The 15,971-nt window shown below is 41.7% G+C and carries 9 protein-coding genes; 2 read left to right on the forward strand and 7 right to left on the reverse strand.

The window, feature by feature from the left end; all coding sequences use genetic code 11:
• Positions 1-412: 412 nt before the first annotated feature.
• Complete coding sequence (locus HWQ38_RS12375) at positions 413-5,398, reverse strand: AAA family ATPase (protein WP_292793736.1); 4,986 nt, start codon at positions 5,396-5,398, stop codon at positions 413-415.
• Between the two features lie 870 nt (positions 5,399-6,268).
• Here HWQ38_RS12375 and HWQ38_RS12380 point away from each other — a divergent pair.
• On the forward strand, positions 6,269-7,312 hold the full coding sequence (locus tag HWQ38_RS12380) for a Type 1 glutamine amidotransferase-like domain-containing protein (protein WP_292793739.1): 1,044 nt from the start codon (positions 6,269-6,271) through the stop codon (positions 7,310-7,312).
• Positions 7,313-7,496: 184 nt separating this feature from the next.
• Here HWQ38_RS12380 and HWQ38_RS12385 read toward each other — a convergent pair whose 3' ends face one another.
• The 4 genes from HWQ38_RS12385 to HWQ38_RS12400 all read right to left on the reverse strand — a co-directional run bounded on the left by HWQ38_RS12385 (position 7,497) and on the right by HWQ38_RS12400 (position 12,961).
• On the reverse strand, positions 7,497-11,093 hold the full coding sequence (locus tag HWQ38_RS12385) for an S-layer family protein (RefSeq protein ID WP_292793741.1): 3,597 nt from the start codon (positions 11,091-11,093) through the stop codon (positions 7,497-7,499).
• Between the two features lie 12 nt (positions 11,094-11,105).
• Positions 11,106-11,699: a filamentous hemagglutinin N-terminal domain-containing protein gene (locus HWQ38_RS12390; RefSeq protein WP_292793743.1), complete on the reverse strand. Its 594-nt coding sequence runs from the start codon at positions 11,697-11,699 to the stop codon at positions 11,106-11,108.
• 79 nt (positions 11,700-11,778) lie between these two features.
• Positions 11,779-11,979: a hypothetical protein gene (locus tag HWQ38_RS12395; protein ID WP_292793745.1), complete on the reverse strand. Its 201-nt coding sequence runs from the start codon at positions 11,977-11,979 to the stop codon at positions 11,779-11,781.
• A gap of 220 nt (positions 11,980-12,199) precedes the next feature.
• Positions 12,200-12,961, reverse strand: a complete 762-nt coding sequence (locus HWQ38_RS12400) for an SDR family oxidoreductase (protein WP_292793747.1) — start codon at positions 12,959-12,961, stop codon at positions 12,200-12,202.
• A 226-nt stretch (positions 12,962-13,187) separates the two neighbouring features.
• Here HWQ38_RS12400 and HWQ38_RS12405 point away from each other — a divergent pair, with 226 nt between their 5' ends.
• A complete protein-coding gene (locus HWQ38_RS12405; RefSeq protein WP_292793749.1) occupies positions 13,188-14,144 on the forward strand; it encodes an aldo/keto reductase in 957 nt (318 codons plus the stop codon).
• On the opposite strand, the gene HWQ38_RS12410 is transcribed toward HWQ38_RS12405, so the two are convergent.
• Positions 14,092-15,324 (reverse strand): aminotransferase class V-fold PLP-dependent enzyme, encoded by a 1,233-nt coding sequence (locus tag HWQ38_RS12410; protein WP_292793751.1) that lies wholly within the window; start codon positions 15,322-15,324, stop codon positions 14,092-14,094. The genes HWQ38_RS12405 and HWQ38_RS12410 overlap by 53 nt on opposite strands.
• Before the next feature lie 5 nt (positions 15,325-15,329).
• The gene (locus HWQ38_RS12415) at positions 15,330-15,956 is read right to left on the reverse strand and encodes a type I restriction enzyme HsdR N-terminal domain-containing protein (RefSeq protein WP_292793753.1); all 627 of its coding nucleotides are present in this window, start codon (positions 15,954-15,956) and stop codon (positions 15,330-15,332) included.
• Between the last annotated feature and the right edge of the window lie 15 nt (positions 15,957-15,971).

Below are 15,971 nucleotides of genomic sequence, written 5' to 3' on the forward strand. Positions count from 1 at the left end.
ATCATCACTATCAAATAGATATACTTTAATCTTCCGCCCAAAATTTAACATATTTTGGGCTGTTTTTATCGGATTTCTCTTAACATTCAACACTTTTGTATATCGCCTCTAACCAGGAGTGTAGAAACTAGCCAAAACAAATCCTTCACAGCATCTTCGGCTGTTCCAATATTGTCAGCAATTTTTACTTTTTACTTGTTAAAGGAATACGGATGGTGAACTCTGTTCCACATCCTGGGGTAGAATCAACCTCAATATTTCCTGCATGTTTGTCTATAACTCTCTGCTTCGTAATTTTTTTCAGTTGGCACATACTGTCGGGGGTTGATTTTCAACCAGCCTTTACGTAATTTAAGCATCATTGGCGCTTTGCTCCAAGTTAAAATTTCAAAGGCAAAATCAAGCTGTCTTTTTACTTTTGTTGAGTAGAAATTTGAATGACAAACTCTGTGCCCTGTCCAAGTTCTGAAGTGCAGGAAAGTGAACCGCCATGTCCTTCTACGACAATTTGCCGCGCGATCGCTAATCCTAATCCTGTGCCTTTTCCTACAGCCTTAGTGGTGAACAAATGGTCAAATACTCGTTGCTTGACCTCCGGTGACATCCCCACGCCATTGTCGGCAATCTTAATCAAAATATGCTGACCTGATTCGGCTAGACGGGTTTGAATAGTGATGCAATTAGGGTTGGCTAGAATCGATGACAAACTCCGCTTTGTGTTGTATTCTTCAAGTGCATCTATGGCATTTGCTAACAAGTTCATAAACACTTGATTAAGTTGTCCAGCAAAGCATTCCACTAAGGGTAATTTGCCATAATCTTTTACCACATTAATTGCCGGACATTTTTCGCTGGCTTTTAAACGATGTCTCAGAATCAAAATAGTACTGTCAATGCCTTCATGAATATTAAAGGGCACTTTATAATCTTTATCTGCTCTGGAGAAGGTTCGCAGACTGGTACTGATACTGCGGATACGGTTAACACCCAGTTTCATCGAGTCCAGCAATTTAGGCAAATCTTCGCGTAAATAATTCAAGTCCATCGCATCAATTTCGTCTTCAATGTCTGAGCCGGGTTCTGGAAATTTATCTTGGTAAAGCTTAATTAGCCCAAACAAGTCATTGATATAATCTTTGGCTGGTTCTAAGTTGCCAGCAATAAAGCCGACAGGATTGTTGATTTCATGGGCAACACCTGCTACCAGATTACCAAGAGCAGACATTTTTTCACTCTGCACTAGTTGCAATTGCATCGTTTGGAGTTCTTCTAACGCTTGTTCTAATTCTTGCTTTCGCTGTTGCAGCAATTGTTGTGCTTGGTGGTGTTCAGTGATGTCTTCACATGTGCCAAGGATGCCAAAAACATTTCCTTCTCTATCTTTTAGGGGAATTTTATTTATATTTGACCAAATTTGTTTTCCGTCTGCTTGCTGCAATGTTTCGATAATATTGAGTTCAGCTTGTCCAGACTCCATAATGTGGCGATCGCACTCTAGATAAAAATCTGATTCCTCACGAGTCCAGGAAAGGTCGTAGTCTGTTTTACCAATAACATTTTCTGGCACTTCTAGACCTGAAGTTTGAGCAAATTTCTGGTTACAGCCTAAATAAACACTATTGCGGTCTTTCCAGAAAACGGACTGGGGAATATTGTCGATAATTAACCGCAAAAACTGTTCGGTTTGCCCAAGGGTTTTGAGAGTATCTTGTGCTTGCTGATAAAGTCGGGCGTTTTCCAGGGAAATTGCAGCTTGAGTGCATAACAGATTCAGAATTTCGACGCGATCGCTGGTAAATGCCCCAGTGGTAAAATTGTTTTCTAAATACAAAATCCCCAACAGTTTGCCTTGATAGAGAATCGGCGTACACAGCAAGCTTTTGGGTTGCTGACGGATGATGTAGGGATCGGACATCAGCGCCGGATACACTGTTGTATCAAGGATGACGTAAGGTTGCAATCTGCGTTTGACGGTGTAAATTAGGCTATGGGGAATGTCTGCGCTATCTTCCACAAAAATCGACTGTAGCACAGTTGATTGTTGCCCAACTTCAGCAGTCGCCTTAACTACTAATCTACCGGCTTTGAGCAGTATTAACGCACACTTATCTGCTCCAGCATTTTCAATCACCACTTGCAGCAGCTTCGTAAGTAATTTATCCAGTTCGATTTCACTGGAGAGAGTCTGAAAAGCTTTGAGAACTTTTGCCAAATCTAACATTACTGATGCACTGCTGCTATATCTGACTGATTTATTGAAGCTTGGGTGCAAGGTAACAATGCTGTCAATATTTGTAATCGTCTCATTGGGCATGAGTGGCGATTGCGTCTGTTGTAGAATGGGGGCTAGCAGTTGCGGATAACGCTGTTCTAAATCATCGACTTTGGCTTTAGCGCCCCAGCGAGTGTAGCAATAGTAAGCATTAATCAAATACTCTTGGGCAATACGTTCTTTGCCCCATTCTAAATAAAACTTGGCTGCAAGTTCGTTGGCGAGAGCTTCTTCGTTGAGGTATTCGTTTTCTTTGGCTTTAGCAATGGCGCGATCATATAATTCGATTGCATCCATGTAGTTGTCAGAAATTTTTGCCATTTCAGCAGATAACAATAGATATCGATGTAGAAAGTTTTCTGGGCAATTATTCGCCCAGGTTTTCTGGATTTGTTGATGCTCTCGAATCATTTCCCAATACTCTTTTTTCTTCTCTAATGTCGCATTAGGATAGAGAGCTATCAAACTGAGTGGATAATAGAAATAATACTGAATAATTGGGAAAGCACCAGAGTTAGAAGCAAGGGTTTTCTCAACTTCTTCGGCTGCTTTCACAGCATCTGCATAGCGACCATAAAGGTAGGATAATTGTATTTTGAGAAAGCAGTACCAATTAATTCCATGTTCAAAGTTCTTCTTCTGTCTCCAAACTTCTATATAGGGAATATCTTCGCCATTGCGATCGTCTAATAAATCAGTATTTTTAGATATATCTTGTAGGTTCAATAAAAACTGACGCTGTAAAGTAAATACATACAGCATATTAGCATCATTCACCTGTTGCACATAGCTGAGATATTTCTCAGTTTGGGCGTAGACATCTGATAGGCGATCGCCCTTAATTAACATCGACCAAATCAGAAACGAAACTGCCCAGACACCAAATATCAAATTTCCAGTTTCTTGACTGACTTGGAATGATTGTTGATCAAGTGGCAAATTCGTTTTTAAATGAGTAGCTTTTCTTTGAGATTCAGGGATTAGAGAATAGGCAGCTTGCTGAACGCGATCGTGGAGGAATCGGTAACTTGACAGTTGAGCAGAAGTATTTGTTTGATCCACAATGGGTGTTTCATCACTTTCTTGATGATAGAACTTGTAGACCTCATTGGTAGGGATAATTAACCCATCCTGCACAGCTTTCCAAAAGTCTGTGACTGTTTCCATTTGGGATTTTTCATAAACGATCGCTAATGTCGCTAAATCAAATTGGTTGCCCACACAAGCCGCTAACTTCAAGACTTCTTGAGTTTCTGTTGGCAACTTTTGAAGTTGAATTACCATGAACTCTACTACATCATCGGTAAGGGATAGCGATCGCACCTGAGCAATATCACATTCCCAATAACCACCATCAAAATTAAATGTAATTAGTTTATCTTGATGTAGCGCTTTCAGAAACTGGGTGCTGAAGAAAGGATTGCCTTTGGTTTTGCTCAATACTAACTCTGTTAACGGTGCGGCTAAAGCTAGAGAGCAACTCAATGTATCTGCAACCAAATGATTGATCGAAACGTGATTGAGGGGAGCTAAGGTAATCGTATTGACTGTAGCGCCTAACCTCTGAATCTCTTCCAAAGTCAGCATTAGCGGATGTACTGGGTTGACTTCGTTATCTCGATAAGCACCAATTAATAGTAGATAGCCGATGTCAGCTTCACTCATTAACAAGTGTATTAACTTTAAAGAAGCAGAATCTGCCCATTGCAGATCATCAATAAAGATTACCAATGGATGTTCTCTTGTCGCGAAGACTTGAGTTAACTTTAAGAACAGCAAATTGAAGCGATTTTCTGCTGCACTCCCAGAGAGTTCTGGCGCAGGAAGCTGTTTACCAATCATACTTTCCAGTTCTGGAATTACCTCAATCATCACTTGTCCGTTCTCACCCAAAGCAGAGAGAATTTTGCACTTCCACTGCTCGAATTGAGCGTTAGTTTCACTCAGCAGTTGCCCGATTAAGTCTCGAAAGGCTTGCACAAAGGCAGAGAAAGGGATGTTGTGGAACTGGTCAAATTTACCTTTAATGAAATAACCCCGTTGTCGGACAATTGGCTTGTGGACTTCGTTAACTACAGCAGTTTTGCCAATTCCAGAGAAACCTGCTACCAAGATAATTTCAGTACTTCCCTGACTGACTTCTTCAAAAGCATCTAGTAAGCTTTCAACTTCAGTTTGACGACCGTAAAGTTTTTCTGGGATGATGAAGCGATCGCAAATATCCCGCTCACCTAATTTAAAGGATTTAATTGAGCCAATTTCTTGCAATTGATTCAAACATTTTTCTAAGTCAAATTTCAGCCCTAATGCACTCTGATAGCGGTCTTCAGCATTTTTCGCCATCAATTTCATTACAATCTCACCCAGAACTTGGGGAATCTCTTCTACCCCCTTTCTCCTTTCTCCTAAAAGTGGTGGAAGTTTGGCAATGTGACAGTGAACCAACTCCATCGGATCATTAGACTGAAAGGGTAGCTCGCCGGTAAGCAGTTCAAAGAAGGTAACACCAAGGGAGTAGTAATCACTGCGATAGTCAATTCCGCGATTCATCCGCCCAGTTTGTTCCGGGGAAAGGTAAGCCAGAGTCCCTTCTAAGACATTAGGACTGTGAATTTTTGGGGTTTCTCTAGGTAAAAGCGAGGCAATGCTAAAGTCAATCAACTTGACTTGCTTAGTTTCCGGGTTAATCAGGATGTTAGCAGGCTTAATGTCTTTATGGATAATCCGATGGCGATAGAGTCCGTCAAGAATATTGCTCAGAGCGATCGCAATATCTAAAAACTCTGCCAAAAAATTTGGATTACTCCCGATTCCTCTTTTCATCCATTCTTTGAGAGAAATCCCGCCGAAATCCTCCATTACCAGAGCATAACTGTTGCAGTAGGGTTCCAAGCTGTAGGGGCGAACAATACTTGGTAGGTCGAGATTTTTGGCGATGGTGTACTGATTGCGGAAGTGGAGCAGTTCGCTGAAGTTGAGATACTCTTGCTGAAGCACTTTGATAATCACCGGAAGTTGATCAATCTCTCGAATTGCACGATAAACCCGGCTTCTAAAGCTTGTATAAAGTTGTTCACTAATTTGATAGCCTGGAATTTGGGCGATCGGCTCAACTGGTGTATTCATTTGCATCAACTCTTCTTGAAGCTCAACTTATGATTAAAATCGGACTTACACATTGACAAAAATAACTAAATATGGTTGTGAATTTTCAGGCATTCAAATTTGATTTTTTCACGATTAGCCAGCGATCGCTATGCTAGTGATTTAAAGATAGTGGTCAATAGCCTGAAACGACCGAATTTCGTTACATATATGAAAGTCATTTTGTACAGTGCATAAGTCCTATAAAAGTATTTTTCCCAACAGTTAGCTTTTTTTAACTCAGTTGCAACTTATTTACAGAAATTTCCAGGTAAATAGACCACGCGGTAGGCGCACAGAAAAAGCTTATTGGTGTCAACTTAAGCTGAAAGCTTCTAATTGTATGAGTTTTGCCCCCAGCCCCTCTCCCATTTTTGGGAGAGAGGGGAGCAAATTATCCGGTTTCCCTTCTCCCATCTTGGGAGAAGGGGTTAGGGGATGAGGGCAAGTTTTTGATACATCAGCCACCACTTTTAAAACATCCTCTTAAGTTGACACCAATACACATCTGTGCTAGCCTACCGTGTATTGTGGTGTATTGCATCTAAAAGACACAAGCAATGTGGAGATTTTCACAGAGTAGGGCAAAGAATTAATAATTACTCTGGGTTATTGCGTTAAAAAACAGTACAAGCACTGTACGCTGGAAATTCTACCCTCTCTAGTGCGAGAGTTAAGCTAATGCGCGTCTAAATTGCAGATTTTTCGTTAAAGCCGTCATTAGTCCTTTGTCCAAAGTCCAATTGTAAATACAAGTGACTAGCAATGATCAACGACGAGTTTCACGAATAAATAAGTAATTAAAATGCGTAACAGCCTAGCAATAATTGCAGTTTGCTCCAGAAGCTGAGTATGACAAAGGCATTCCCAAGCATAGCAAGGCGCTTGAAAACTACAGGAATCAAGTTGTTGAACATGGGAATCTTCCTAATAAACCGTTTTATCGAAAACTGGAAACGCTACTTCCTGGGGGACACTGTTGATGTCCGCCCCACCCCCTCCTTTGATGTCCGTTTTTCCTTAGCGGGACCAGTCCTGAGCTTAGGTGGGGGTGGCCCCGATGTCGATGATGCTATCCAGTGGATGATTAACCAAGTTAGGGGAGGTACTAACTCCGCCACTAAAGTTAATGTTGTAGTTATCCGCACTAATGGTAATCACGATTACAATCGGCTAATTTATGCCATGAAGGGTGTAAACTTTGTGGAAACTCTTGTGATTAGCAATAGAAAAGAAGCAAACAAAACCGAGATTTTTGAAAAAGTCAAAAATGCTGATGTGATTTTCTTTGCTGGCGGCGACCAATGTCAATACATCCGCTACTGGAAAGATACCAAGCTGGAAACTGCCGTTAAGTCAGTTTACCTTAAGGGAGGTGGTGTTGGTGGTACTAGTGCGGGTGCAATGATCCAAAGTGAATATGTTTACGATGCTTGCGCTTCTTCCGAAAAAGGCATTGAAACTAGAGATGCACTCGAAGATCCCTACCGAGACATTACTTTTACTTACAACTTTTTTAACTGGAGTAGTTTGAAGGGAACTATCGTAGATACACACTTCGATAGGCGGCAAAGAATGGGTCGAATTATGACTTTCATTGCTCGTCAAATTAAGGATGGTGTATCTAACAGTGTTTTAGGCATAGCTGTTAGTGAAAGTACATCGGTTCTTGTGGATAAAAACGGTTTGGTGAAAGTTATAGGTAGGGGTGCGGCGTACTTTGTACTTGGCAATCATATACCAGAAGTATGCGAACCGCGATCGCCTTTGACCTTTTCCAACTACAAAATTTGGAAAGTTCGCAGTGGCGATACCTTCAACTTGAGAAACAGACCCACCTCTGGGTACTATCTCAGGAGTGTCAAAAGGGGACGGATTGATTCAAATCCATATTAAATGGGGAGTGGGCAGGGTGGATTAATTGTCATCCTAGAAAAATTGAAACCCTCATTCTTCCGTTCATAAATCGAGTTACCCTGTTAGCAGGCTGACGAGGTTACGGGGATTCCAAATTTTCTCTCTGCACAATTAATCCACCCTGCTTTTTAAAGGGGATTTAGGGGGATCTAAATCAATAACATTAATTAGAACATTCTCGACTCAATAGCAACTGCCCATTATTCAGCCGATATACACCTTGCGGTTCGATAATGCGAGCGCCTTTTTTCCAAGGACGAGATGTAGTTTCTATACCTCTAACCTCACCAGTTGTGTAGGTAGAAACCAAAACACCAGGACGATTAGTAGTCAAAGCACCGGAACCTGTGATCGAAAAAGAGTTTTCTTGTCGCTTTGTGCCGCGTGAAATGCAACTATTGGCAATGAGTGAATTGGTGTCGATGACTGGGGATAATTCGGTGAAGCTGTTTTGGATGGAACTGGTATCGGGTGCGTTAATGTTGATTACACCTGAAACGCCTTGTTCCGAACTTGCAGTAATATCACTTTTTTTGGTTGGCTTTGGACGTGACTCGATACCGAAAACACCTTGCGAGTTAATTTCGACGTTTCCACCTGTTCCTGTGTATGCGTTAGCGCTAATGTCGCTGTTTTCTTCGGGGATAGCAATGATAAATCTTGATTTGATTTTAATGTTACCACCATCGCCACCTGATTCTGCTGTACCTGCGGTAGTCGAAATTCCGCTACCGTGACGCAATAGTAAAAGATCGTCGGCAGTTAAATTGATATTTCCACCATCACCAGAGTTGGTTTTTGCTTCAATAAATCCTTTGTTATCAAGTGTTGTAGAACCAGAATTAATATTAATATCTCCAGCTTTCCCTTCTCCCAAGCTGCTTGAACTGATTCCCCCACGATTTAAAAATAAAGAAGCTGTTGTCAGATTAATATTACCTCCATTGCCCACAGATGTTGGATTGACTTTACTAAAAACACCACTAGAAAAACCTGTGGTGCTAACACCGTCAATTAAAATGCGATCGCGTGCATCAATGCTAATATCACCCCCATTGCCTCTCGAAAAAGTACTAGCATTGACTATTCCACCATTGGTTAAAAATAAAGAACCTGTTGTCAGGTTAATATTACCTCCATTGCCCACAGCTTCACCTTCTAAGGTAGTAAAAACACCGCTTGAACTTCCATTACTACCGACACCATCAATGCCAATAGCATTGCTAGCATTAACTATAATGTCACCTGCATTACCTTTACCGAAACTACTAGCAACAAGTTGTCCGCCGTTGCTTAGTGTTAAGGATTTAGTTGTTATTTGGATATCCCCACCTTTGCCAACACCTCCAGCAGACAAAAAACTAAAAGCGCCACTGCTGATATTGTCACTAACACCATCGATAATGACAGCATCGCGGGTATCAATGTTTATATTTCCAGCATTCCGCTTTGCAGTGGTGGGAATTGTACCGCCATTTTTTAAGGTCAGCGTTCCTGTTTTAACTTGGATATTTCCACCATTCCCGCTTCCAACAGCAAAGGTATATGCCCCAGTCAAAGAGTTTTTAGCATAGGTTCCGTCAAAGGTAACGGCATCGCGCGTATCAATAAAGATATTACCAGCATTACCTTGACCACCACTAAAAGCGCTGAGTACAGCATCATTTTTTAGAAATAATCCTCTGGCGTTGATGCGGATATTCCCAGCATTACCCGTGCTATTGTTTAACGCATTAGTGCTTACGAAAGTAAGTAAACCATTTTTCCCACCATCCAAAGTTACTGTATCGCGGGCGTTGATGGTGATATTGCCTCCATTTCCCTGTCCCAATGTGTCTCCAGAAATGTTTGCACCGTTGGTGATAAAAAATGACCCGGTTGTTATTTCGATGTCACCTCCTTTACCTTCACCATCCACCAAGGAACTAGCTATATTACTACGTCTATCAATAATTTGACCAGTACCAACAGTTACACCTTTGACGACACCATCAATTTTGACACTATCACGAGCATTGATGGTGATATTTCCACTATTACCTTTTCCTCTGATATGTGAAGAAAATATCGTACCGCTATTTGTTAAAAATAGCGATCCTGTTTTAACTTGAATATTTCCGGCGTTACCATTGTATCCTTGCGTAAAGGCACTACTAGGGAAACTATTACCGCCAATTCCATCAAAAGTAATAGTATTGCCAACATCAAGAAAGATATTACCTCCATTTCCTTGTCCGCCGTTGCTAGCAGTTAATCGGCCGCCATCTTTAAGTAGTAAATTACTTGCAGTGATGCGAATATCACCACTATTAACTATCCCGTTTTCCACATCCGCACCTTCAGATGATGCTAGACTTCCAGATTTTGCCCTGCCCCCGAAACCTGAAAATGTCACATTATCGCGGGCATTAATAGTAATATTTCCTGCATTTCCAACTCCAGCAGTAAAGCTATATATTCCGGCACCATTAGTAACAGAAAGTGATCCTGTTGTAACTTGAATGTTTCCTGCTTTCCCGATACCTCCAATGTTTAAATTGCTTCCCAAACCACTGAACGCATCATAATCCAAGTTATTAAGGTAAAACTTACCCGCGTCGATGAAAACACCATCTAGCTTGACATTATCAGAAGCTTCGACAGTAATATTTCCGGCATTACCTTGTCCTGTTACATTTGTTGATACTTGACCGCCGTTAGTTAACGAGAGTGAAGCTGTTTTCAGGTAAATATTTCCTCCGTTACCTACTCCCTCTTTGGAGACACTACTCAGAGCATCACTATTAGTATCAAAGACTATATTATCAAGAGCATTAATGCTAATATTCCCAGCATTTCCTTTGCCAAAGATACTGCTACCAATAAAAGCTCCATTAGTAGCTCTTAGCGTACCTGTCGTGATTTGAATATTACCTGCGTTACCTTCAGCAGTGGATTGCACAGAATTAATAATCCCGCTAAAACCATCAGTGTTACCGTTACTGCCATCTAACGAAATATTATTACGAGCATTAATGATGATATTAGCAGAATTACCTTTTCCGCTAGTGCTACCTTGAATTTGCGAACCATCGGTTATTTCCAAGGATCTGCTATTAATAGTAACGTTCCCACCATTACCTATTGCACCTTCAGCTACTTGGGAAGAAATTCCTGTACTTACCCCTGATCTTGAGTTACGAAAACTGATATCACCTAGAGCATTGATATTTACATTTCCTGCATTGCCCTGTCCGTATAAATTAGCATTGATTAATGCACCATCGCTTAACGTCAATGTCCCAGTCGCAATATTGATATCGCCAGCATTACCAAATGCTCCTTCTTGCACTATGTTAGGGATGAAGCTTTGATTTATTAACGTTGTATCTCCTGTGGCATTAATAGTAATATCTCCACCTTTACTATTTGGAGTACCTAAACCTATATCTATTCCTGCTCTTAGTTTACTTTGCCCTGTCAAGTTAACATTTCGAGCTTGAATTTTGATATTCCCGCCACCCGCACCGCGAACATTAACTTCTGCACCATTACTCAACGAAACATCAGCGCGTTCCACATTCTCAGGTATAACTAAACCCAGATTATCACCCGCAATATTCAATCCCACATTTCCCGGTTTAGCCAAACCTGCTAACTCAACATTCCCCCCATAAGCGCGAATACTCCCACCATCTATATTGATATTTCCACCAACAAGTAGTAAACTTTTAGCATCAGCAACTCGCAAACCCGTAACATTATCACCAATGGGATTCATCCCTGCGGCTGCTTAGGATTGATTGATAATTCCCCCATTTGCTTGGATTTGATTAAACAGCAACGCCGAAGGATTAATAGTCAACAATGGCACTGCTTGGGGATTTGTGGCACTAAAAACACCTTGATTACCAAACTGAATCCCGTTTGCAGTCGTCCCCACAAACGAACCCTGCACATTTAAACTAGCATTTTTCCCAAACACAATCCCATTGGGATTCATCAAAAATAAATTCGGGCTAGAACTGCCAAATGTGCCTAGTCTCCCCAAGATTTCTGAAGGGTTATTACCTGTCACCCGTGCCAAAATATTCTGAATATCTGCGTTAGGACTGAAAAAATAAGCGCCACGTCCTTCGCTGACATTAAATTCTTGAAAGCTGTGAAAAAGATTGATTCCGCGAGTTGCACCACCTGTAATTACTTCAATCGGTTGTCTCTGAAAGTTGCCTATAACTTGAGATGACTCAGCGCTAAGTGTGTTATCAGGCACAATATTACTTTGCTGTGCCTGGGTTTTGCTAGTGAGGAGACTTACACTTAAGCAACCCAGTAACCCTGCCAATCCGAACTGTAAACACCTGTTTAATCCGTATTTTATCGTCATTGGGTGCGCTTTTATATAGATTATTTTAGTATCTAATGAAACTGCACCTTTGCACAATAAATAAGTGAATATTCGTTAATTATGCAGTTTTCTGCAATGAGGCGATGCCTACGGTGGTCACTGACTGATATCGCCGCCACCTGGAAACTTCTTCACTCAGATTCCCCATCTCCATCTTTGTAGTTAGCGATCGCTTCTGGTGGACGCGCCACGCCATGCCTACACCACCACATTTTCTGTTGATTTTGTCAACTATGCTGCTGTTGTTTACTTCTGTCATCCCCTCAGAGGCTGCCTTACAGCAATGTTAAGAAAGATGTGACTAATGGATAGCCCACAGGGAGAGAGGCTTTGATTCTTGCTCCCCAACGCTAGTAGGGAAGGGGTTGGGGGTTAGGTTTGAGAGAAAGTTGCACACGGCGTAATTTAAAGATTTACCCTCAGAAGGTCAACTTTCAAATTTTAACTCCTTCTCCCTTCTGCCCCATTCCCCCTACTTTTTACCAGGGAACCACGCCATTTTCATCAAAAAACCCTTCGCTAGAACCATCATCAGGTAGACTAGCAAGTCTCACTGCTGCGTAGGCGTAGCCCCCCGTAGGGATCGCTCCTTGCTCAACAGTGCGGTATCCTCGGTGTTGATTAAGGTCAGTTGCTGTGAAACCAGGATCAGCAGCATTGACTTTAATCGAGGTATCTTTAAGTTCAGCGGCCAACAGAACTGTGATCGCATTCACTGCTGTCTTTGATGAGTTATAAGCAAGAGACTTAGCATTAGCGAACTCATAATTTGGGTCAGAGTTTTGAGTCAGAGAACCTAAACCACTTGATAAATTTACTATTCGCCCTGCTTTTGACTTCTTTAAGAGTGGCAACAGCGTTTTTATAACTGCAAACACTCCAAATACATTTGTTTCATAAGTGTGTCGCAGTGTTTCAATATCAACTTGACTAGGTGGAAGGCGATCGCCATCACTTGCTATCCCAGCATTGTTCACAAGGATGTCAAGTTTTCCGAATTCGCGCTCGATTTGTTTACTCGCAGAGTCGATTGTTTTTTGGTCGATGACATCAAGCTGAATTGTTCGGGCATCGATCTGATTTGAACGAAGTTTATTCGCCGCTTCTTCACCGCGTCCGATATCTCTTGAACCAACAAGAACAGTAGCACCTCTAGAACCTAATTGGCGTGCAATCTCATACCCGATACCTTTGTTTGCACCTGTGATCAGCGCAACTTTGCCTTTTAAATCTTCTGACATATTACTTCTGTATTTTGATAAACACGTAACTTCTGTTAGTATCTTCAAGTAAGTCTAGTGTATAAGAAGTATGTGTCAACACAACATTCAGGATTTAGTAATCCTACATAAGTAGTGATTTGTTGTCCTGTTTTCACCAGTAGTAATTCACACTTCAGATAGCGGTTGATAAAATATTTGCAGCCTACACTAGCAATTGACTCAAAAATTCTTAGAGAAGGTAGATATGCAAACCCAACAGCTTGGTAATTCTGAGCTTCACATTACTCCAATCGGCTTTGGAGCCTGGGCGATCGGTGGAAGTGGATGGGCTTTTGGTTGGGGAACCCAGGATGACCAGGAATCGATCGCAGCGATCAATCGCGCTCTCGACCTCGGCGTTAATTGGATTGACACCGCAGCTATCTATGGTCTGGGGCATTCGGAGGAAGTTGTTGCTAAGGCGCTCAAAGATCGATCTAATCGCCCCTACATTTTCACTAAATGCTCACTAATCTGGGATGAAAAGCGCAAAACTGGTAACAGCCTCAAAGCAGATTCTCTGCGGGAGGAAGTTGAAGCTAGTCTGCGCCGACTCGACATTGAAACTATCGACCTCTATCAGATCCACTGGCCTAACCCTGACTCAGATATCGAAGAAGGCTGGACGACTCTGGCGAAGTTAAAGGATGAGGGCAAGGTTCGCTATATCGGGGTTTCAAACTTCAATGTAGAACAGTTGAAACGTGCCCAAAAGATTGCACCAGTTACTTCATTGCAACCGCCTTATTCTCTGGTTAAGCCCGATGTCGAAAAGGAGATTCTGCCTTTTTGTCAGGAAAATAACATCGGTGTGATTGTTTATTCACCGATGCAATCTGGCTTGCTCACAGGAAAGATGACACCTGAGCGGGTTGCTAATTTACCAGATGATGATTGGCGCAAAAACAGTAGTGAATTTCAGGAGCCGCGTCTATCTCGTAACCTGAAGCTAGTTGAGGTGTTGCAACACATTGGTAAACAACACGATCGCTCGCCGGGTGAGGTGGCGATCGCTTGGACTTTAAACAATCCGGCGGTGACTGCGGCGATCGTTGGCGGACGCAATCCCAAGCAGGTGGAAGGAATCATCGGCGCTGGGGAATTCCGCCTCAATCAGCAGGAGCTAGATCAGATTGGCGCTTTCCTACGCGAGAACCCATAAAAGAGGGCTTACGTAAACTTTCAATGGTAGCGATCGCATGTTTCGCCACAATATCAATTTCCTCTTGGGTATTAAACCGTCCAATACCAAACCGCACTGAGGCATAAGCTAGCTGTTCTGAATGTCCCAGTGCTGTGAGAACATGGGAGGGTGCAGTGGTAGCCGACGAGCAAGCAGAACCAGAAGAAACCGCCATTACTGGCTGCAATCCTAGCAAAAGTGCGGCTCCATCCACCCCCTCAACACTGATATTCAAGTTTCCCGCCAATCGCTGTTGAGGGTGTCCATTGAGATGAATTCCTTCAACTTGAGAAAGCTGTTTCCACAAGCTTTGGCTTAACTGGGTGAGGCGTTGGGTTTCTGTTGCTTGTTCTGCCAAAGCGATTTCTACAGCTTTCCCCAAGCCGACAATTTGCGGTGTATATAATGTACCAGAACGCATCCCCCGTTCATGTCCGCCGCCGTGCTGCTGAGGAGCCAGTTGCACTCTGGGGTTGCGCCTGCGGACGTACAGCGCCCCAATGCCCTTGGGGCCATATACTTTGTGTGCGGTTAGCGACATCAAATCTATTTTCATCGCTTGCACATCTAGAGGAATTTTACCAATAGCTTGGGCGGCGTCGGTGTGAAAAATGATATTGCGATCGCCTCCGGCGGAACCTAACCCATCGCGGCACATTTCTGCAATTTCTGCCAAAGGCTGCAACACCCCAATTTCGTTATTTGCAGCCATCACCGATACCAAAATCGTCTCAGGACGGAAAGCTTTTTTTAACTCAGTTAAATCAACCAATCCATCTTTTTGGACAGGGAGAATAGTAATATCAAAACCGAGACTTTTTAAATAATTACAAGGATCAATAACTGCACTATGTTCAGTGGCAACAGTAATAATATGCTGACCTTTTTTAAAATAAGCTTCAGCAACACCTTTAATAGCTAAATTATTCGCTTCTGTTGCACCACTGGTAAAAACAATTTCTTCAGGTGTGGCGTTAATTGCTGCTGCTAAAATCTCTCGCGTTTGTTTAACAGCAGCTTCTGCTTCCCAACCGTAAATATGACTAATACTTGATGGGTTGCCAAAGTCTTCTGTGAAGTACGGGAGCATTGCTGCTAATACCCGTTCATCTACGGCTGTAGTAGCGTGGCAATCAAGGTATATAGGACGAATAGACATAATTTTTAACTCAAACTTTGACTCAAATTTTTTAATACACTTAGAACCTGATACAGTTCACTTTCTCGTTTCAAAAGTGTAAATTCGTCAGACATAGCATACTTTGGCTGATTTTCTTTGGTAATTTTCAGGAAAATAAAATTACTACCATTTGTTACTAATCCAAAAGTAGGTTTGTCTTGATTAGGATTAGCCAACATATAAATAAGTGCTTGAGGTATGGCTTCTAAAAGAGAAAAGCTAGACCTTTTAGATTCAATTACTAACAACCAGAATTGTTCTTGAATAACTAAAATATCAATTCTACCTCTAATAATTTCCCCTTCATCTTCCGCAGAAATTTCTATTGATTGTTCGCCTCTCATATAAAAAGGCTCATCATAAAATCCAGCTAAGTTGAGTAAAGGAGATAAAACTACTAATTTCACCGTTTCTTCGGACAAAGGAGGATATTTAACTAAACGGAGAAAATGAAGTTTTATTTTATCTAAATCTGGCTTTTCTAAATCTGTAATTTCCGGTAAATTCTCAAACCATTCTGTAAAGAATGCCTCATCTTCAGCTAGCTGTAGACTAAATCTTTCTTCCAAATAGGCCAGCCCGATATTTTCTGCTTGGATAAATTGAACCATAATTTATTTTAAAGA

Origin of the sequence: Nostoc sp. NMS7, from assembly GCF_017115085.1 — a bacterium.
Taxonomy (GTDB): domain Bacteria; phylum Cyanobacteriota; class Cyanobacteriia; order Cyanobacteriales; family Nostocaceae; genus Nostoc.